Here is a 20,454-nt window from a genome sequence, read left to right as displayed (position 1 = left end):
AAGATGAACACATTCAGAAAAGGACTTGATTTATTGCTGGGCGCTATCTGTTGCCTGGTGCTGGCGATAATGGTTGGCATCGCCTGCTGGCAGGTGGTGAGCCGCTACATTCTGGGCGTTCCCAGCACCCTTACCGAAGAGATGCTGCGATTTCTCCTGGTGTGGGTATCAATGCTGGGCATGGCTTTTGTCGCCGGTCAGAAACAGCATATTAGCCTGACTCTCTTACTGGATAAGGTGTCGCCGACGATTCGCGGCTGGTGGGATATTATCCTGCAGGTCATTTTTATCGCGTTTTCCATTTGGGTATTGATTATCGGCGGCTTAAAGATTTCTGCGATTTCTATGCTGCAAATCTCCCCTGCGCTGGGCATTCCGATGGGAAAAATTTATTACGCGCTCCCCTGCGCAGGCGTACTGATCATCCTCTATGGGCTGCTGAATATCGTTGACGCCCTGAAAGCTATCCATTCCGCCACGGATACCACTGAGCACACTCTGGAGAAATCACATGATTGACCCTATTTTTGCGTCCTGTACGCTAATTGCCGTCTTTGTTGTTTTACTGGCCATGGGCGCGCCTATCGGGATCTGCATCGTTATCGCCTCTTTCAGCACCATGATGCTGGTACTGCCTTTCGATATTTCGATGTTCGCCACCGCGCAAAAAATGTTCTCCAGCCTGGACAGTTTTGCCTTGCTGGCCGTGCCGTTCTTCGTTTTGTCCGGGGTGATCATGAATAGCGGGGGAATTGCCGCCCGGCTGGTCAATTTTGCCAAACTGTTTACTGGCAAACTGCCCGGTTCGCTCTCTTATACCAACATCGTCGGCAATATGATGTTCGGTGCAATTTCCGGATCGGCAATTGCCGCCTCAACCTCCATCGGCGGCGTGATGGTGCCGATGAGCGCGCGCGAAGGTTACGATCGCGGCTTTGCGGCCGCGGTGAATATCGCCTCCGCGCCGACGGGAATGTTAATTCCGCCCACCACGGCTTTTATCCTTTATGCGCTGGCAAGCGGGGGAACATCGATTGCCGCTCTGTTCGCCGGCGGTCTGGTCGCGGGAGTGCTGTGGGGCGTTGGCTGTATGCTGGTCACGCTGGTAGTCGCTAAGCGTCGAAATTATCGGGTTTTCTTCACCGTCCAAAAAGGCATGGCGCTAAAAGTTGCCGTTGAGGCCATTCCCAGCCTGTTACTGATCGTGATTATCGTCGGCGGCATTGTGCAGGGGATTTTCACCGCCATTGAAGCCTCCGCGATTGCCGTGGTGTATACGTTATTGCTGACGATGGTGTTTTACCGCACGCTGAAAATTAAGGATTTGCCTTCGATTTTGCTCCAGACAGTGGTAATGACCGGGGTCATCATGTTCCTGCTGGCAACCTCTTCGGCGATGTCCTTCTCAATGTCGATCACCAATATTCCTGCGGCGCTGAGCGATATGATCCTCGGTATTTCCGCCAATAAACTGGTTATCCTGTTAGTCATTACCGTCTTTTTGTTGATTATCGGCGCATTTATGGATATCGGTCCGGCCATTCTGATTTTTACCCCGATTCTGCTGCCGATCATGGCTAAACTGGGCGTCGATCCGGTGCATTTTGGCATTATCATGATCTATAACCTGGCGATTGGCACCATTACGCCGCCAGTTGGCAGTGGTTTATATGTCGGGGCGAGCGTCGGTAAGGTCAAAGTTGAGGAAGTGATTAAACCGTTGCTGCCTTTTTACGGCGCGATTATCGGCGTTCTGTTATTAATTACCTACATTCCGGAAATCATACTGTTCTTACCCCGTCTACTGGGCATCATGTAAGCGCATAGTTTCCTGCACATCTCGTTGGCCGGATGGCGATTCGCGTCTTATCCGGCCAACGCACGATAATAATTATCCGCAGGTCATCACCAGGTAAAAAAAACCGGCTACCTATAAAGTAGCCGGAAAAGGGAATAAATAATAAACAGGGATAATGATTAGAATGTGTAGCCTATACCCACGCGGAAACGGGTTTGTCTTTCATCGCTGTTGCTATTGACGGAAACATTACCTACCTCAACGAATGGCGACCATTGATCAATAATATAGGCAGTTCTGAAGTTATATTCATAGTTATCTTTGCCGCCATCGTAAAGATCATATTTATCGGCTTTCTTATAAATTCCTTCGATTGTCCAGTCAAAGTTGTTCCATTTATAACCCGCCCAGACATCCATACGATTGATGGTATCATCATCACGGATATCAGAAGAACGGCGTACATATTCAAAACGATAGCGCGCGCCAACCCACCAGCTTTCATTTAATGTCCACGTCGCGCGGAAGTAAGGCTTATAGGTAGAGTAACCGTTGCCTGTTTCCAGCACAAAACCCGGTTGCCAGGCGACATCACCGGTTTTAAATTGGTAGCTTATCGTATATTCGTTGCCCTGTGTTTCCAGGTCATTAAACGCTTTATTGGTGTCATCCCCGCCTGATTTTGAGATAGCTTCTATCGCAAAACCAACACCATTCGCAAACCGATGAGAAATATACGCACGGTCATAGTTAGCTTTACTGTCATCAAGATATTCATGACGAACATCGACATATACTGCATGCGCATTTGTTACAACAAGAGGTAATAGTAAGAAAAGAGATTTTCTCATAACAGAATCCATTTAATTTAAAATTAAAACGTTGTTTCATGTCAGGCCGTTACAACCATAATACGCAATGTGAATGGCGACAATATAGACAAAGATCTTTAATTTAAAATTGGGATAATGTTCAAAAAGCAAAATAAAATAAATGAAATTCATATTCGTCATATAAAATAAAAATCAAAACTCCATCAACAACGCCAATATAGGGATTTCCTTATATTTATATTTCATTGATTCCTAACGTTAATTTCAATATATTTAAATTGTAAATACAAATAAAACAACTAAATAATTACTGTATAACTACCCTTTTATCAAACGGTAAGTCAGACTATTCCCATTATGTGATCTCACGCAGCGTTTTCTTTGCATTGTTGCCAGCTAAGTCGTTTCGTGTCGTTATGATGAAGGTATTTTAGAAAACAAATATTACCCACTGATTTAAATAACATCCAGACGGTCACGATGCGCTCCGACTTTTTTAAAACGTGAAGTTAATCACTTCATTAACGTGCTGATTGCCAGAATACACCCAACGGCGGCAATCGTTATAAGGTTACCAGGCTGCGTAATTTTTAAACTCATGCAAACGGAAGGGGTATCCCGTCCATAAAAAATAATGAGGAACATGTCATGAGTAACGCGATTACGATGGGTATTTTCTGGCATCTGATAGGGGCGGCCAGTGCAGCCTGCTTCTATGCCCCGTTCAAGCAAGTGAAACAGTGGTCATGGGAAACCATGTGGTCAGTGGGCGGCATCGTCTCATGGCTTATTCTGCCGTGGACAATTAGCGCTCTGTTACTGCCTGATTTCTGGGCCTATTATGGGCAGTTTAACCTCTCCACCCTTTTACCGGTTTTTCTGTTCGGCGCCATGTGGGGCATCGGCAATATTAACTACGGCCTGACCATGCGTTATCTCGGGATGTCGATGGGTATCGGCATCGCTATCGGCATTACGCTTATCGTCGGCACGCTGATGACGCCTATCATCAACGGTAACTTCGATGTGTTAATCCATACCGAAGGGGGACGCATGACGCTACTTGGCGTTTTTGTCGCGCTGATCGGCGTCGGGATTGTGACGCGCGCCGGACAGTTAAAAGAACGCAAAATGGGCATTAAAGCGGAGGAGTTCAATCTGAAGAAAGGGCTTCTGCTGGCAGTGATGTGCGGTATTTTCTCGGCGGGGATGTCTTTTGCCATGAACGCCGCGAAACCGATGCATGAAGCTGCTGCCGCGCTTGGCGTTGACCCGCTCTATGTCGCGCTGCCGAGTTACGTGGTGATTATGGGCGGCGGCGCGCTGGTGAACCTCGGTTTCTGTTTTATCCGCCTGGCAAAAGTGCAAAATCTGTCGATAAAAGCCGACTTCTCGCTGGCAAGGCCATTGATTATCAGCAATATTCTGCTGTCCGCGCTTGGCGGTCTGATGTGGTATTTGCAGTTCTTTTTCTATGCCTGGGGTCACGCGCGCATTCCAGCGCAATATGACTACATGAGCTGGATGCTGCACATGAGCTTCTATGTGCTGTGCGGGGGGCTTGTCGGTCTGGTGCTAAAAGAGTGGAAAAATGCTGGCCGCCGTCCCGTTGCCGTATTAAGCCTCGGCTGCGTGGTAATTATTATCGCGGCGAATATTGTCGGTTTAGGCATGGCCAGTTAATCGCTTTGATTACTGAGATGACGCCATTGGCTCGGCGTCATCCCGGTTTCCCGCGTGAACACCACTGAAAAATAATTACTATCTTCAAAACCGCACTGCATCGAAATCTCGCTAACCATCAGCGGGCTATGCTGAAGCAGATACTGCGCGTGGCAAATACGGACCTGGCGTAAATATTGATTAATCGTCATCCCGGTTTGGGCGCGAAACTGCTGCCGCAGCACCCGCTCGCTGCATTGTTCCTGCTGGCAAAACGCATCCAGCGCAAAGGGACACTCAAGGCTATTAGCCAAAGCGGTAATTAATTTATCCAACAGGGTTTCTCGGGAGGTTGCCGGAAGATCGTCGGTCGCGTAGCGATGCCGTTTTAACGTCATCACCAGTTGACCAAACAGCAATTCCGCCATCTCATTCGCCAGCGGATCGCGTCCATTACTCTCATGTTCAAGCTGGTTAATGACCTGCCGCGCCTGATTCATTCCCATACTGCCCAGCCGCCAGTGAGGATGCCACTGCGCTCCCTGAAAGCCGGGAATCATCGCCTGCCAGTTTACATTGAGTTTCAAACGCTCCGGGCAGTAAATGATATTTTGCAGCACCAGATCGTTAACGGAGGTATAGGAGTGTTTGTCTTCAGCACGAATGTAAAACAGATCGCCGCGGGTAATTCTGTATGGGCGCTCATTAAGAACGTGTAGGCCATTGCCCCGCCAGACCATCACCAGTTCACAAAACTCATGCGTATGTTCCGCAAAAATATCCTGTGGATAGCGATCGGCAACCGTAACGGCCTGCTGCTCATCAGTAAAAAAATCTTTTTTCAAAAGGATTAACTGATTTGCCACCGCAGCACCTCATGTTGAATGCTTGCCGGATGGCGCTACGCTTATTCTGTCTACCGCTCGCCGCCGTAGGCCAGGTAAGGCGCAGCCGCCATCCGGTATTAAAGGGTATAATTATCAGCATATTGGCGACGAAAACGTTGATAGCGTTCGCGTTACTGGATTATCGCATCGCGTCCCTGACGGATATCCCGCGGCGACCAGTTAAATTCTCGGCGAAACAGAGTCGAAAAGTGGTTACTGTCGCCAAAACCGCAGCGGTACGCGATTTCTGTCACGCTATGATCGCTATGGCGCAATAAATGCCGGGCTTTGATCAAACGCAGGCGATTAAGGTAACGTTGCGGCGTCAGCCCGGTATGCTGTTTAAGCTGACGATGCAGCGTGCGTAGCGACAGCGAAAACTGTTCAGCTACCGCCTCCCAGCAGACCTCCTCCGCAAAATGGTCTTCCAGCCATGCCATCAGTTGGTTGAGTTTGGCGTCGTTATTGGTCGCGCCTTCCATCAGGCTACTGCGGCGTAACAACACCAGTAGTTGCATAAACAAAATTTCGCGATTCGCCACGGCAGGCGCATCCATGCCGTCTCCGGCGCGCTCCATCAGACCGACCAACTGGCGCACCTGCTGCAACACACTCTGATTCACCCGCCAGTGAGAAGGATAGTAACCATCCTGCTCCTGCGGCAGCAATTGATCCAACCCCGCCAGAAACTGGAAGGCGTCCGGTGAACGCCACAGTACATTCGTCAGGCATAGGTTGTCGGTATGTTCATATAAATGCCGGTCGTGATCGCGAACAAAACACACGGTACCGCCGCTGATGGTATACGGCTGCCCGTTGAATACATGAATGCCCGTACCGTGTTCCACAATCACGATTTCATGAAAATCATGATGATGTTCAGGGAAAGCGGCTTGCGGCAGACGAGGTTCAATCGCCACGGGCGCTTTACCTGATGGAAAAAAATCCACGCTATGCAGTACGGTCATGGTTGCTTCCTCCTGAATTCAACATGTCCGAATAGTAATTAAGGGTTATCGGCCTCACCTTAAATTTTTGACGCTAAAGCGCGCAAACATGGTCTTTTTTTCAAGAAAAGGCGGGAAAAAGCGGGAAATGCGGACGACATCACACCGGCCTATTAGTAGAAACTGTGAACGCTATCACGTTCATCTTTGCCTTGTTGCCAGCGGCTCATTTTCCTGTCAGTAACGAGAAGGTAGGTCTTTGAGGGCTTTTTTAGACTGTGCGCAATGACTCTAAGAAGGACCTGATTATGACTTTTCGCCATTGTGTCGCGGTTGATCTCGGCGCATCCAGCGGGCGCGTGATGCTGGCGCGTTACGACAGCAAACACCGTACCCTGACGCTACGTGAAATTCACCGTTTTGTGAACTGCCTACAAAAAACAGACGGGTTTGACACCTGGGACATCGACAGTCTGGAAAAGGATATCCGTCTTGGTCTGAAGAAAGTCTGCAATGAAGGCATTCTTATCGACAGCATCGGCATCGACACCTGGGGCGTCGATTATGTCCTGCTGGATAAACAAGGTCAGCGTGTCGGCCTGCCGGTCTCCTACCGCGATAACCGTACCACGGGCATCATGCCGCAAGCGCTGGTCCAGATCGGCAAAAGCGAAATCTATCGCCGCAGCGGGATTCAGTTTCTGCCGTTTAACACCATCTATCAGCTACGCGCGCTGACGAAACAACAGCCTGAGTTAACGGCGCAGGTCGCTCATGCGCTGCTGATGCCCGATTATTTCAGCTACCGCCTGACCGGTGAAATGAACTGGGAATACACCAACGCCACGACCACCCAGTTGGTCAATATCAATACCGATGACTGGGACGATACCCTGCTGGCGTGGACTGGCGCGAAAAAGAGCTGGTTCGGTCGCCCCTCGCACCCTGGCAATGTTATCGGCGACTGGATTTGCCCGCAGGGCAACCGTATTCCGGTGGTAGCCGTCGCCAGCCACGATACCGCCAGCGCCGTTATTGCCTCTCCGCTGGCAAATAAACATAGCGCTTACCTGTCTTCAGGCACCTGGTCATTGATGGGTTTTGAAAGCAAAATGCCCTACACCACTGATGAGGCGCTGGCCGCCAATATCACCAACGAGGGCGGCGCGGAAGGGCGTTATCGGGTACTGAAAAACATTATGGGTTTGTGGCTGCTCCAGCGCGTGCTGAAAGAACGGCGCATTACCGATCTGCCTGCGCTTATCGCCCAAACAGAAGCGCTGCCGGCCTGCCGTTTCCTGATTAACCCGAATGACGATCGCTTTATCAATCCTGACGATATGCGCGCTGAAATCCAGGCCGTCTGTCGCGAGACCGACCAGCCCGTTCCCGTCAGCGATGCCGAACTGGCGCGCTGCATTTTCGACAGTCTGGCGCTGTTGTATGCCGACATTCTGCACGAACTGGCAAATCTGCGCGGCGAAAAATTTACCCAACTGCATATTGTCGGCGGCGGATGCCAAAACTCGCTACTCAACCAGTTGTGCGCCGATGCATGTGGCATTCGCGTGATAGCCGGGCCGGTTGAAGCCTCCACCCTTGGCAATATTGGTATTCAGCTTATGACCCTCGACGAATTAAACAACGTCGATGACTTCCGTCAGGTCGTCAGCGCTAACTACGACCTGACAACCTATATCCCTAATCCTGATAGTGAAATTGCCCGCCACGTTGCGCAGTTTCAACCCAAACGACAGACAAAGGAGCTTTGCGCATGACCACTCAACTGGAACAAGCCTGGGAACTGGCAAAACAACGTTTCGCCGCAGTAGGTATTGATGTCGAGGAGGCGCTGCGCCAGCTCGATCGCCTGCCGGTTTCCATGCACTGCTGGCAGGGCGACGATGTTGCCGGATTCGAGAACCCGGAAGGTTCGCTGACGGGCGGAATTCAATCGACCGGCAACTATCCGGGCAAAGCGCGTAACGCCACCGAACTGCGCGCCGATCTGGAACAGGCGCTGCGTCTGATCCCAGGCCCAAAACGGCTGAACCTACACGCCATTTACCTTGAGTCGGATACGCCGGTTGCTCGCGACCAGATCAAACCGGAGCATTTTAAAAACTGGGTGGAGTGGGCGAAAGCGAACCGGCTGGGGCTGGATTTCAACCCCACCTGTTTTTCTCATCCACTGAGCGCTGACGGTTTTACCCTCTCTCATCCAGACGCGAAAATTCGCCAGTTCTGGATCGATCACTGCAAGGCCAGCCGCCGCGTCTCGGCATACTTTGGTGAGCAGCTCGGTACGCCGTCGGTGATGAACATCTGGATTCCGGACGGCATGAAAGACATTACCGTCGACCGTTTAGCCCCGCGCCAGCGCCTGCTGGAAGCGCTGGATGAGGTCATTAGCGAGAAATTCGACCCGGCGCACCACATCGACGCCGTTGAGAGCAAACTGTTTGGCATCGGCGCGGAAAGCTACACCGTCGGCTCCAATGAGTTCTACATGGGCTACGCCACCAGCCGTCAGACCGCGCTGTGCCTGGATGCGGGACACTTCCATCCCACTGAAGTGATTTCCGACAAAATTTCCGCCGCCATGCTCTACGTGCCACGGCTGCTGCTGCACGTCAGCCGCCCGGTACGCTGGGATAGCGACCACGTGGTGCTCCTGGACGATGAAACCCAGGCAATTGCCAGCGAGATCGTCCGTCATAACCTGTTCGACCGTGTGCATATCGGCCTGGATTTCTTCGACGCCTCTATCAACCGTGTCGCCGCGTGGGTTATCGGTACCCGCAACATGAAAAAAGCGCTGCTGCGCGCTCTGCTGGAACCCACAGATCAACTGCGTCAGCTTGAGGCCAGCGGCGATTACACCGCGCGTCTGGCGCTGCTGGAAGAGCAGAAATCTCTGCCGTGGCAGGCCGTCTGGGAAATGTATTGCCAGCGTCACGACACGCCGACTGGCAGCCAGTGGCTGGACAGCGTTCGCACCTACGAAAAAGAGATCCTGAGCAAACGTAGCTGACAGCGACACCTGATCTGTAGGCCGGATAAGACGCCCGCGTCACCATCCGGCAATAAATGAAACACGATTGCCGGATGGCGCTGCGCTTATCCGGCCTACGTAAGACCCGAATAACCTTCGGGCAATGAATGGGAACACGAACATGCAAAATATTACCGATTCCTGGTTTGTCCAGGGCATGATTAAAGCCACGTCTGATGCGTGGCTGAAAGGGTGGGACGAACGTAATGGCGGTAACCTGACACTGCGTCTGGATGAAACCGATATCGCGCCTTTTGCGGCTAATTTCCACGAAAAACCGCGCTATATCGCGCTAAGTCAACCCATGCCGCTGCTGGCGAATACGCCGTTTATCGTTACCGGTTCCGGCAAATTCTTTCGCAACGTGCAGCTCGATCCGGCAGCCAATTTAGGCGTGGTCAAAATCGACAGCGACGGCGCAGGCTACCACATTCTGTGGGGCTTAACCCACGACGCGGTACCCACCTCTGAACTCCCGGCGCATTTCCTTTCCCACTGCGAACGCATCAAAGCTACCCACGGCAAAGACCGCGTCATTATGCATTGCCATGCGACTAACCTGATCGCCCTCACCTACGTACTGGAAAACAACACTGCGCTGATCACCCGCAAACTGTGGGAAGGCAGCACCGAATGCCTGGTGGTATTCCCGGACGGTGTCGGCATTCTGCCATGGATGGTGCCAGGCACCGATGAAATCGGCCAGGCCACCGCGCAAGAAATGCAGAAACATTCGCTGGTACTGTGGCCGTTCCACGGCGTGTTCGGAAGCGGACCTACGCTGGATGAAACCTTCGGTTTGATAGATACCGCAGAGAAATCCGCTGAGGTATTAGTCAAAATCTATTCGATGGGCGGTATGAAGCAGACCATCACGCGCGAAGAACTGGTCGCACTCGGCAAACGTTTTGGCGTGACACCGCTGGCCAGCGCCGTAGCGCTGTACTAATACCTCCCAACTCAACGCCGGATGCGGCTTTGCCTTATCCGGCCTACAGGACGGTGCGCATTTTACCGTAGGCCCGATAAGCGTAGCGCCATCGGGCAACAGGGAATTTTTTTAAGGAGAATAGTGATGAGCTTTATGTTGGCACTGCCAAAAATTAGCCTGCATGGCGCTGGAGCGATTGCCGATATGGTGAACCTCGTGGCGAATAAGCAATGGGGCAAAGCGCTGATCGTTACCGATGGTCAACTGGTAAAGCTGGGCCTGCTGGATAGCCTGTTTAGCGCACTGGATAAACATCAAATGTCTTACCACCTGTTTGATGAGGTGTTCCCAAACCCGACAGAAGAGCTGGTGCAGAAAGGTTTTGCGGCATATCAGAGCGCAGAATGTGACTACATTATCGCCTTCGGCGGCGGCAGCCCGATCGATACCGCAAAAGCGGTGAAAATTCTGACCGCCAACCCAGGTCCATCTACCGCCTACTCCGGCGTCGGCAAAGTGAAAAACGCCGGCGTACCGCTGGTAGCGATTAACACTACGGCAGGTACCGCGGCAGAGATGACCAGCAACGCGGTGATTATCGACTCTGCCCGTAAGGTCAAAGAGGTGATTATCGACCCGAACATCATCCCGGATATTGCCGTGGATGACGCCAGCGTTATGCTGGAAATCCCCGCTTCTGTGACCGCCGCAACCGGCATGGATGCCCTGACCCATGCGGTGGAAGCCTATGTCTCCGTTGGCGCGCATCCGCTCACCGACGCTAACGCGCTGGAAGCGATTCGCTTAATCAATGTGTGGCTACCGAAAGCGGTTGACGATGGCCATAACCTCGAAGCCCGTGAGCAAATGGCATTCGGCCAGTACCTGGCGGGTATGGCGTTCAACAGCGCCGGTTTGGGGCTGGTTCACGCGCTGGCGCACCAGCCGGGCGCAACCCACAACCTGCCGCACGGCGTCTGCAACGCTATCCTGCTGCTAATTGTCGAGAACTTTAACCGTCCGAATGCCGTCGAGCGTTTTGCCCGCATTGCACAGGCGATGGGCGTGGAGACGCGCGGTATGTCTGACGAAGCCGCAAGTCAGGAAGCGATTAACGCTATCCGTACGCTGAGCAAACGCGTCGGCATTCCAGAAGGTTTCAGCAAGCTGGGCGTCACAAAAGAAGATATCGAAGGCTGGCTGGATAAAGCCCTCGCCGACCCGTGCGCGCCGTGTAACGCGCGCACCGCCAGCCGCGATGAAGTTCGCGGGCTGTACCTGGAGGCGTTATGATCCGCAAAGCCTTTGTGATGCAGGTAAATGCCGACGCGCACGAGGAGTATCAGCGTCGTCATAACCCAATCTGGCCGGAGCTGGAAGCCGTATTAAAATCTCACGGCGCGCATCACTACGCGATTTATCTCGATCAGGAGCGCAATCTGCTGTTCGCCACCGTTGAGATTGAATCCGAGGAGCGCTGGAACGCCGTTGCCAGCACCGACGTTTGCCAGCGTTGGTGGAAACATATGCGTGACGTTATGCCCGCGAATCCGGATAACAGCCCGGTCAGCGCAGAGCTAAAAGAGGTGTTCTATCTGCAGTAAGTCGTGTGCCCGGTGGCGCAAGCTTACCGGGCCTACGGTTTTATTTTTTGTCGGCCGGATAAGGCGGTTACGCCGCCATCCGGCAATTTCAATTCTGCTCCGCTACCAGGATAGCCTGAGTATCCGGTTCCAGCGCTTTAAAGATATGCGCCTGGTCGCCGGGATAACAAATGTAATCGCCCTCCGCCAGCTCTTCCGGCGCCTCGGTTAAGCCGACGAGGGCTTTTCCCTGCGTAACAATAATATGTTCCACCGACCCCGGCGGATGCGGGTGAGAGATCCGGTCGGCCCCCGGCTGCGTCAACAGCAGATAGATATCACGCCGCGCGCCGGGCGGACACGCCGCCAGTAATATCGCCTGATAATGCGCCTGCTCCGCCACGACTTTGGTGCCTTCTCCGCGGCGAATCACCTGCGTTTTTTGTACCTGCGGCTCCAGCAGCCTGGCAAAGGGAATGTCGAGCGCGACGCATAGCGACCATAACGTCTCCAGGCTGGGGTTGCCGTTCCCTGCTTCCAGTTGTGAAAGCGTAGATTTAGCGATGCCTGCGCGCCGCGCAATCTCCGCCAGCGACAGTCCGGTTCGCTGGCGTTCGCGTACCAGACTTCTGGCAATGACGCTAATAGGTTGTGTCATAAAGCATCCAACGTTCACTATAACGAACGAAATGTTCGTCTTGTAAAGCAAATCTGTTCCGTTCATTATAATGAAAATTCGTTCGATATGACTAAAGAAGATGAAACACTATTTTTCCTGTCTCAAGGGAGACACGATAAAAGCGATATTTTTAGTGTGCCTGGCCGTGGGCGTCGTCGGCATGCCCTATGGCTCACTGGCGATGGCCTACGGTTTCCCACTGTGGGTGCCGTTTGTCCTCTCTATTTTTGTACTGGCGGGCGCGTCCGAATTTATGTTTATCGGCATTGTTGCCAGCGGCGGCAATCCGTTAGCGGCGGCGGCGGCAGGACTGCTGGTGAATGCGCGCCACGTGCCGTTTGGCGTAACGGTGCGCGATTTGGTTGGCACCCGCGCCGCCAGCTTTTTCGGCTGCCATATTATGAATGATGAGAGCGTGGTGTTCGGCCTGTCGCAAAAAACACCCGAACAACGTAAAGCCGCCTACTGGCTATGCGGTCTGGGCGTCGCCCTATTCTGGCCGATTGGCACACTGATTGGCGCAGGTGTCGGCAAACTGCTCCCGGCCCCAGAAACCATCGGTCTGGATGCCGTATTCCCGGTAATCTTACTGGCGCTGGTGATCCCGGCGTTTAAAAACCGCACCACATTGATTCGTGGTTGCAGCGGCGCCGCGCTGTCGCTTGCCGCCGTTCCCTTTGTGGCTGCCGGATTGCCGGTGTTGCTTTCGCTGCTTGGCCTACTGGCGAGGAAAAAATAATGGGCAATATGACGCTATTTATTATCGGTATTGCTCTTTTGTCTGCGGGAACCTATTTGATGCGCCTCGGCGGCGCGAAACTTGGCAGCCGTCTGGCGCTGTCTGAGCGTTCACAGGCGCTGCTCTCGGATGCGGCAACGGTGCTGCTATTCTCCGTCGCGCTGGCGACCACCTTTTACGAAGGCGAACATTTTGCCGGAATGGCGCGCGTTCTTGGGGTTGGCTTCGCCGTATTTTTAGCCTGGCGTAAAATGCCGCTTATTGTGGTGATTATCGCCGCTGCAGTGGTGACCGCGTTATTACGAATGGCGGGTATTAATTAACGTCTTACAGAATAGTTGGACGTGACACCCTATAAGTGATGAAGGCTGGGCCGCCCTATGCTGAAGTGGCCCAGAACTTTCGCATCAGGGGGATAAATGCTTTCCATATAAATGCCGATCCTCAATGACACTACCAGTACCTTCCAGCGTGACGTCAACATCTTGTGATAGCTTCAGATTACTGGTTTTTCTAATAACTCTCTTTAGTTAATGTTTACGTCAGCTATTTTTACAGATATTGCCTGATGAAGAATACATGAACGAAAAAAGCGCCTGATCGGCGCTTTTTATTGGCGTTATAGCGTAATTTTATAGGCACTTGCGCCAGCCTGCGCGCAGTTAATGTGCCGTCACTCAACGCAGGCGGTTATAATCATCCACCATCTCGTTATAACTTCTCAACGACGCCGGATAAGAATCCGCAACCATCCATCCTGTTGCAGGGTCCTGCACCCGTTTCTTTTCAAAATCAGAATACTCAACATTGTCTCTGATGCGACGAATATATTTTTTAGCTTGTAGCTGATAATCAGCCGCAGAGCTGATGAAAGAAGAATTACGGCCATCAGTATTCACTTCTTTCAATTGCGCAATCATTGTTTCCAGTTCCGCGACTTTTTTCATCATCGCTTCGGCATCAAAGGTATCGGCAGAAATAACCTTGTTGATCTGCTTTGCCGAAATCATGACAGCCAGAGAATAATAGTTAAATGTTTTACCTTCCGCTTCTTCTATTCTCTTCAACTGTGTCAATTGCCGCCTGTCATTTATTTCCTGAATAGCCTCATGATATTTTTCCGAGACGGGTTTAAAATCCTCGATATTCTTCAGTAATGTCTGATGCAGCGCCTTACCTTTAGCAAAGGCATCATCTTTATAGTTTTCCTGGGTATAATATTTTTCCATTTCGTTAATGGTATTACCCGGCGCGACGGCGCTATCAATATAGCTAACGGCAACGCCATCAATAGGCTCAAGTAATGGCGTTAAGGCGGCCACCTGTTTCATCTCTTTCTGGCAATTCGTTATGTAAGACTCCGTAATACCATAAATGCCATAAACCAGGCTCTCTTTCCCTGTCGGACCTTTTTTAAAGTCTTTCACCCAATCCGCGTAACGCGCCAGACTGCGCTGAACGGGCAATTGAAGTTTATTAAAACAATCGATATAGACATCCATTTTTTCACTATAAACTTCTTCAGCGTCAACCTCCGGCTGAGCTGGCGTTTCTGGCTTCGCCGCCGGGGGCTGAGTTGCCGTTTCTGGCTTCGCTGCTGGGGGCTGCGCTGGACTTTCGCCAGATTGCGTTTCCGGCGTCTGAGAAGGCGCTGGTGTCGCAGGCTGACTGCTGGCGGCCGACGTCGCCTCGGTTTTAACATTATTGTCATCACATCCTGTTGCGCCCAGGGTCATTAGCGCAATGATTATCGCTGAGGATAATAAATTCCTTTTCATTTAATTGCCTTTTGTATATTTACGTTGGGGTTCTCTTATTTTAACGAACACATTGATATTGATAATGTTAATTATAATGAAATATGCATTAAGTATTTTTTGTGTTGAATAATCCACATACCTGTTTTTTTTCATTAAAATGAATCTGTAAATTTCAATGATATTATTTATAGGTTATTCTAATGAAAAAGGATTTGTTATCATCAATTATTATCGCTATGCTGATGACTGCCGGGCTAAGCGCTTGTGATGAAAAAAAAGCGGACGAACAACCTGTAGCTCAGAGTGCGGATTCATCAGCGAGCAATACACAATCCACATCAGCGGAAAGCGCAGATGCGAACAATGTTCTTAACCAAAAGCTGAATGTTTACATTGATTGTTATAATAATCTCCAGGCAGATATTTACCGTGCTGTAAATCGTTATGCTAACACATTCGACGATTTCCGCACCGGTCCTACCGGTAAGGAAGACGATCCCTCTCCGCTGGTTCCTGTGTATCCTGCATTTATCCAGGACTGCCGGAAAGACATCAAGGCGGCGGCTGAATTAAAGCCGGCGTTTGCCTCTCTGGATAGTGCTGCTCTGGCATTTATTAATGCGGCTGGGCCACTAGCTGAAACAATCAATAGTATGAATAAATACTATGATCAAGATAACTTCAAGGATGATGCCTTTGCTGGCGCTAAAGCGTTCCATAAAACGTTTATAAAACAGTTCGATGAGTTTGATCCCATTGCGAAAAAATATATCGCCGAGATTACCATTATGAGTAAGCAGCATGCGGCTAATGAAATTAAGGCGACCGAGAAGAAAGAAGGTAAATCCATTAAGTACTATACACTTTTGACGATGCAGGAAGCCGAGACGCTTAATGACGCTGTAGCTGATGCTTCTTTTGATGTGGCGGCAGTAAGCAAACAGCTCGCTGATTTTGAAGAGCATACTCAGCAGCTCGGTGATAAAACAAAGGTTGATATGGATAAACACCAGCATTTCCCTGGTTTTATTGATCGCCTGGAAAAATTTCAGGGCAAGGTGAAAAAACGCATTCGGCGCGTGCGCGATAACGTGGCGTATACCGCGCATGAGCAGGACTACCTCAATAGCGGCAGCGGCGATATGGTAGATGGTTCTTATGAGGCTGTGGTTAAAGCTTATAACGAGCTCATCAATACCTATAATAGCTATCATCTTGAGCGTGAGTTCTAAGCTTTTCACGCTGCAAATCGCGTGCATATGACCGCTGAACTGAGCAAATAAGTCGTTAGCGACTGTCGAAAGAGCGCCCCAAGGGCGCTTTTTTCGCTCGAAGTACCGGGTAGCAAGCGCTTCGTGAATGGCTGGAATAAGCTGCGGCCCAGCATAAAAACGATTAAAACCTGTATGGCCTCGCCACTATACGTGATTCCGTTATCAAGAGAGGCTGTAAAATTGAGAAAATATATATTTTACGCAAATGTAGAGGGTACTATTTTAGTCTGCGATTAACCGCTGCGGATGGGTATAAATCGTCGCCCGACCCGGCTTACAGAACCCCACCAGCGTAAGATTACACCGTTCAGCGACGTCAACCGCGAGCGTGGTGGCAGCAGAAACCGCAAACAAAATTTCCACACCGCACATCGCGGACTTCTGCACCATTTCGTAACTCGCGCGACTGGAAACCAGCGCCGCGCCTTGCCGCCATTCCTCACCTTCCGTAGCGCGGCGGCCGAGCAGTTTATCCAGCGCAACGTGGCGTCCGACATCTTCATGGCCCCCCGCCAGTTCACCCGACGGCATGACCCACGCCGCAGCGTGCGTACAACCCGTCAGCTTACCCGTCGGTTGAAAATCATTCAGATGTTTTAACGCGCGATCAAGGTTACCGAGATTAAACGTTTGGCTAAACGGCAGCGGTTGCACCGGCTTACCGATGTCATTGAGCTGTTCCACGCCACACACGCCGCAACCGGTGCGTCCGGCCAACGCGCGACGACGCGCTTTCAGCCCCATAAATCGACGGCTGGAAAGATCAATCTGCACTTCAAGTCCGTTACAGGACGGCACAACGTCCATGCCATAGATTTCACGCGGGCTGTCAATGATCCCTTCCGACAGAGAAAACCCCATTGCGAAATGCGTCAGATCTTTCGGAGAGGCCATCATAACGACATGCGAAATACCGTTATACACCAGTGCCACTGGCACTTCCTCGGCAACATCATCAAGTTGGGGGGACTGCAAATCCTCGCGTTTCCAGAGAGTCAACTGGCGTGAGGTTGTGAAATCAGTCACATTTAGGACTTCTTCAAACAGTATATTGTTCACTTTCTTTTAACCATATAAGAACACGCACACCAACATTATGGTATTCTGTTACAACTCCTCCCGGATGGAGGAAAATTTATCCAATTCTGAACCTTTGCGGGCCCGTCCGCAAAGAAAAATAACAACCACTCCCTGAGCGTTTCGGATAGAGAAATGTGAAAGAGAAGTGACAATGTCGAAACAAGGAGCAAACCATGCAGGTCAGCAGAAGGCAGTTCTTTAAGATCTGCGCTGGCGGTATGGCAGGCACCACGGCGGCGGCACTGGGCTTCGCGCCCGGCGTAGCGCTAGCGGAAACACGGCAATATAAACTGCTGCGCACCCGCGAAACCCGTAACACCTGCACCTACTGTTCCGTTGGCTGCGGGCTGTTGATGTACAGCCTCGGCGACGGTGCGAAAAACGCCAAAGCATCTATTTTCCATATCGAAGGGGACCCGGATCATCCGGTAAGCCGTGGCGCGCTGTGCCCGAAAGGGGCCGGTCTGGTGGACTTTATCCACTCTGAAAGCCGCCTGAAATTCCCGCAATACCGCGCGCCGGGTTCAGATAAGTGGCAACAGATCAGTTGGGAAGAAGCGTTTGACCGCATCGCTAAACTGATGAAGGAAGATCGCGACGCCAACTATCAGGCGCAGAACGCCGAAGGCGTTACCGTTAACCGCTGGCTCACCACCGGGATGCTGTGCGCTTCCGCATCCAGTAACGAGACGGGTTATTTAACGCAAAAATTCTCCCGCGCGCTGGGTATGCTCGCGGTCGACAACCAGGCGCGTGTCTGACACGGACCAACGGTAGCAAGTCTTGCTCCAACATTTGGTCGCGGTGCGATGACCAACCACTGGGTCGACATCAAGAACGCCAACCTCGTCGTGGTGATGGGCGGTAACGCCGCAGAAGCTCACCCGGTCGGGTTCCGCTGGGCGATGGAAGCCAAAATTCACAACGGCGCGAAACTGATTGTGATCGATCCGCGCTTCACGCGTACCGCGTCGGTGGCCGATTTTTATGCGCCAATACGCTCTGGTACTGACATTGCCTTCTTGTCAGGCGTGATGCTGTATCTGCTGACTAACGAAAAATACAACCGTGAATACACCGAGGCCTATACCAATGCCAGCCTGATCGTGCGTGAAGATTTTGGCTTCGATGATGGTCTGTTCACCGGCTATGACGCAGACAAGCGGCAGTACGATAAAACCAGTTGGCACTATGAGCTGGACGAAAACGGTTTTGCCAAACGCGATACGACACTGCAACACCCGCGCTGTGTCTGGAATCTGTTGAAACAGCATGTATCACGCTATACGCCGGACGTGGTAGAAAATATCTGCGGTACGCCGAAAGCGGACTTCCTGAAAGTGTGCGAGTACATTGCAGAAACCAGCGCAAAAGATAAAACCGCGTCGTTCCTGTACGCGCTGGGCTGGACGCAGCATTCCATCGGTGCGCAGAACATCCGTACTATGGCGATGATCCAGCTTCTGCTCGGTAACATGGGGATGGCGGGCGGCGGCGTTAACGCCCTGCGCGGTCACTCCAATATTCAGGGACTGACCGACTTAGGACTGCTGTCGCAAAGTCTGCCGGGCTATCTGACGCTGCCGAGCGAAAAACAGACCGATTTGCAAACCTATCTGGCTGCCAATACGCCGAAGCCATTGTTGAAGGATCAGGTCAACTACTGGGGCAACTATCCGAAATTCTTCGTCTCGATGATGAAGGCCTTCTTTGGTGATAAAGCGACAGCGGAAAATAGCTGGGGCTTTGACTGGCTACCGAAGTGGGACAAAGGGTACGACGTGTTGCAGTACTTCGAGATGATGAAACAGGGTAAGGTCAACGGCTATATCTGCCAGGGCTTTAACCCGGTGGCCTCATTCCCGAACAAAAACAAAGTGGTCGCGTCGCTTTCCAAACTGAAGTACCTGGTGACTATCGATCCGCTCAACACCGAAACGTCCACCTTCTGGCAAAACCACGGTGAGTCGAACGACGTTGATCCCGCAAAAATCCAGACCGAAGTGTTCCGTCTGCCTTCCACCTGTTTTGCCGAGGAAAATGGTTCCATCGTTAACTCCGGTCGCTGGCTGCAGTGGCACTGGAAGGGCGCGGACGCCCCGGGAATTGCCATGACCGACGGCGAAATCCTCGCCGGTATCTTCTTACGCCTGCGTAAGATGTACTCTGAACAGGGCGGCGCCAACCCGGAACAGGTGCTGAATATGACCTGGAACTACACCAAACCATACGAACCCGCCTCTGAAGAAGTGGCGATGGAAAGTAACGGTAAAGCGCTGGCCGATCTTATCGACCCGGCAACCGGCGCGGTGGTGGTGAAGAAAGGTCAACAGCTCAGTTCGTTCGCGCAACTGCGCGATGACGGTACGACGTCCAGCGGCTGCTGGATTTTCGCCGGTAGCTGGACGCCGGAAGGCAACATGATGGCGCGTCGTGATAACGCCGACCCGTCTGGTCTCGGCAACACGCTGGGCTGGGCATGGGCATGGCCGCTTAACCGCCGCATTCTGTATAACCGCGCTTCCGCCGATCCGCAGGGTAACCCCTGGGACCCGAAACGTCAGCTACTGAAATGGGAAGGCGGAAAATGGGCCGGATGGGATATTCCGGACTACAGTGCCGCTGCGCCAGGCAGCGACGTCGGACCGTTTATCATGCAGCCGGAAGGGATGGGTCGCCTGTTTGCTATCGATAAGATGGCGGAAGGGCCGTTCCCGGAACACTACGAACCGTTTGAAACGCCGCTGGGCACTAACCCGCTGCACCCGAACGTTATCTCTAACCCTGCCGCCCGTATCTTTAAAGACGATGCCGACGCGCTGGGTAAAGCGGATAAGTTCCCGTATGTCGGAACCACTTACCGTCTGACCGAGCACTTCCACTACTGGACCAAGCACGCGTTGCTTAACGCTATCGCCCAGCCGGAACAGTTTGTGGAAATTGGCGAGAAGCTGGCGAATAAGCTCGGCATCGCGCATGGCGATACCGTGAAGGTCTCCTCGAACCGCGGCTATATCAAAGCCAAAGCAGTGGTGACCAAGCGTATTCGCACGCTGAAAGCGGACGGCAAGGATATCGATACCATCGGTATTCCTATTCACTGGGGCTACGAAGGCGTGGCGAAAAAAGGCTTTATCGCCAATACGTTAACGCCTTTCGTCGGTGATGCGAACACGCAAACGCCGGAGTTTAAATCCTTCCTTGTGAACGTGGAAAAGGTGTAACG

At 51.9% G+C, this 20,454-nt stretch carries 18 protein-coding genes; 12 read left to right on the top strand and 6 right to left on the bottom strand.

Annotated elements, in window-relative coordinates; genetic code table 11:
• The first annotated feature begins 3 nt into the window (after window positions 1–3).
• Window positions 4–519, top strand: coding sequence for a TRAP transporter small permease (locus ACLJRU_RS19940; protein ID WP_001091413.1), 516 nt, complete (start codon window positions 4–6; stop codon window positions 517–519).
• On the top strand, window positions 512–1,819 hold the full coding sequence (locus ACLJRU_RS19935; protein ID WP_023235433.1) for a TRAP transporter large permease: 1,308 nt from the start codon (window positions 512–514) through the stop codon (window positions 1,817–1,819). Before ACLJRU_RS19940 ends, ACLJRU_RS19935 begins: the two co-directional genes overlap by 8 nt.
• Before the next feature lie 158 nt (window positions 1,820–1,977).
• Here the strand turns inward: ACLJRU_RS19935 and ACLJRU_RS19930 are convergent, their stop codons facing one another.
• Window positions 1,978–2,661, bottom strand: a complete 684-nt coding sequence (locus tag ACLJRU_RS19930; protein WP_000378721.1) for an oligogalacturonate-specific porin KdgM family protein — start codon at window positions 2,659–2,661, stop codon at window positions 1,978–1,980.
• 618 nt (window positions 2,662–3,279) lie between these two features.
• Here ACLJRU_RS19930 and rhaT point away from each other — a divergent pair.
• Window positions 3,280–4,314 (top strand): L-rhamnose/proton symporter RhaT, encoded by a 1,035-nt coding sequence (gene rhaT / locus ACLJRU_RS19925; protein ID WP_000063541.1) that lies wholly within the window; start codon window positions 3,280–3,282, stop codon window positions 4,312–4,314.
• Here rhaT and rhaR read toward each other — a convergent pair.
• Together rhaR and rhaS are read right to left on the bottom strand one after the other, a co-directional pair.
• On the bottom strand, window positions 4,311–5,159 hold the full coding sequence (gene rhaR, locus ACLJRU_RS19920) for an HTH-type transcriptional activator RhaR (protein ID WP_001541234.1): 849 nt from the start codon (window positions 5,157–5,159) through the stop codon (window positions 4,311–4,313). The two genes, rhaT and rhaR, sit on opposite strands and share 4 nt — an antisense overlap.
• Window positions 5,160–5,311: 152 nt before the next feature.
• On the bottom strand, window positions 5,312–6,148 hold the full coding sequence (gene rhaS / locus ACLJRU_RS19915) for an HTH-type transcriptional activator RhaS (protein ID WP_000217112.1): 837 nt from the start codon (window positions 6,146–6,148) through the stop codon (window positions 5,312–5,314).
• Window positions 6,149–6,435: 287 nt separating this feature from the next.
• Here rhaS and rhaB point away from each other — a divergent pair, with 287 nt between their 5' ends.
• From rhaB to rhaM, 5 genes are all read left to right on the top strand, one after another.
• Window positions 6,436–7,905 carry a rhamnulokinase gene (gene rhaB / locus ACLJRU_RS19910; protein WP_000143971.1) on the top strand — a complete coding sequence of 490 codons (1,470 nt, stop codon included), beginning with the start codon at window positions 6,436–6,438 and terminating at the stop codon, window positions 7,903–7,905.
• Entirely contained in the window at window positions 7,902–9,161 is a 1,260-nt protein-coding gene (locus tag ACLJRU_RS19905; protein ID WP_000211472.1) for an L-rhamnose isomerase, read from the top strand. Before rhaB ends, ACLJRU_RS19905 begins: the two co-directional genes overlap by 4 nt.
• Before the next feature lie 142 nt (window positions 9,162–9,303).
• Window positions 9,304–10,131, top strand: coding sequence for a rhamnulose-1-phosphate aldolase (rhaD, locus tag ACLJRU_RS19900; protein ID WP_001179696.1), 828 nt, complete (start codon window positions 9,304–9,306; stop codon window positions 10,129–10,131).
• A gap of 126 nt (window positions 10,132–10,257) precedes the next feature.
• A complete protein-coding gene (fucO, locus tag ACLJRU_RS19895; protein ID WP_023235432.1) occupies window positions 10,258–11,406 on the top strand; it encodes a lactaldehyde reductase in 1,149 nt (382 codons plus the stop codon).
• Window positions 11,403–11,717: an L-rhamnose mutarotase gene (gene rhaM, locus ACLJRU_RS19890; RefSeq protein ID WP_000619478.1), complete on the top strand. Its 315-nt coding sequence runs from the start codon at window positions 11,403–11,405 to the stop codon at window positions 11,715–11,717. The genes fucO and rhaM overlap by 4 nt, the downstream gene beginning before the upstream one ends.
• Before the next feature lie 88 nt (window positions 11,718–11,805).
• Here the strand turns inward: rhaM and ACLJRU_RS19885 are convergent, their stop codons facing one another.
• The gene (locus ACLJRU_RS19885) at window positions 11,806–12,354 is read right to left on the bottom strand and encodes a helix-turn-helix domain-containing protein (RefSeq protein WP_001517951.1); all 549 of its coding nucleotides are present in this window, start codon (window positions 12,352–12,354) and stop codon (window positions 11,806–11,808) included.
• Window positions 12,355–12,454: 100 nt separating this feature from the next.
• Between ACLJRU_RS19885 and ACLJRU_RS19880 the strand changes: the two genes are divergently transcribed.
• Both ACLJRU_RS19880 and ACLJRU_RS19875 read left to right on the top strand, forming a co-directional pair.
• The gene (locus ACLJRU_RS19880) at window positions 12,455–13,114 is read left to right on the top strand and encodes an AzlC family ABC transporter permease (RefSeq protein WP_023235431.1); all 660 of its coding nucleotides are present in this window, start codon (window positions 12,455–12,457) and stop codon (window positions 13,112–13,114) included.
• Complete coding sequence (locus tag ACLJRU_RS19875; RefSeq protein WP_000527677.1) at window positions 13,114–13,437, top strand: AzlD domain-containing protein; 324 nt, start codon at window positions 13,114–13,116, stop codon at window positions 13,435–13,437. Before ACLJRU_RS19880 ends, ACLJRU_RS19875 begins: the two co-directional genes overlap by 1 nt.
• Window positions 13,438–13,791: 354 nt before the next feature.
• Here the strand turns inward: ACLJRU_RS19875 and ACLJRU_RS19870 are convergent, their stop codons facing one another.
• The gene (locus tag ACLJRU_RS19870; RefSeq protein WP_023235430.1) at window positions 13,792–14,892 is read right to left on the bottom strand and encodes a YiiG family protein; all 1,101 of its coding nucleotides are present in this window, start codon (window positions 14,890–14,892) and stop codon (window positions 13,792–13,794) included.
• 182 nt (window positions 14,893–15,074) lie between these two features.
• Between ACLJRU_RS19870 and ACLJRU_RS19865 the strand changes: the two genes are divergently transcribed.
• A complete protein-coding gene (locus ACLJRU_RS19865; protein WP_000710972.1) occupies window positions 15,075–16,106 on the top strand; it encodes a YiiG family protein in 1,032 nt (343 codons plus the stop codon).
• A gap of 264 nt (window positions 16,107–16,370) precedes the next feature.
• On the opposite strand, the gene fdhD is transcribed toward ACLJRU_RS19865, so the two are convergent.
• Window positions 16,371–17,207 carry a formate dehydrogenase accessory sulfurtransferase FdhD gene (gene fdhD, locus ACLJRU_RS19860; RefSeq protein ID WP_001059668.1) on the bottom strand — a complete coding sequence of 279 codons (837 nt, stop codon included), beginning with the start codon at window positions 17,205–17,207 and terminating at the stop codon, window positions 16,371–16,373.
• Window positions 17,208–17,401: 194 nt separating this feature from the next.
• On the opposite strand from fdhD, the gene fdnG reads away from it, so the two are divergent.
• The gene (gene fdnG / locus ACLJRU_RS19855; RefSeq protein ID WP_077248424.1) at window positions 17,402–20,452 is read left to right on the top strand and encodes a formate dehydrogenase-N subunit alpha; all 3,051 of its coding nucleotides are present in this window, start codon (window positions 17,402–17,404) and stop codon (window positions 20,450–20,452) included.
• Window positions 20,453–20,454: the final 2 nt, after the last annotated feature.

It is taken from the genome of Salmonella sp. SAL00653 (assembly GCF_046552515.1).
GTDB lineage: Bacteria > Pseudomonadota > Gammaproteobacteria > Enterobacterales > Enterobacteriaceae > Salmonella > Salmonella enterica.
This window is presented reverse-complemented; position numbering and strand designations above follow the sequence as displayed.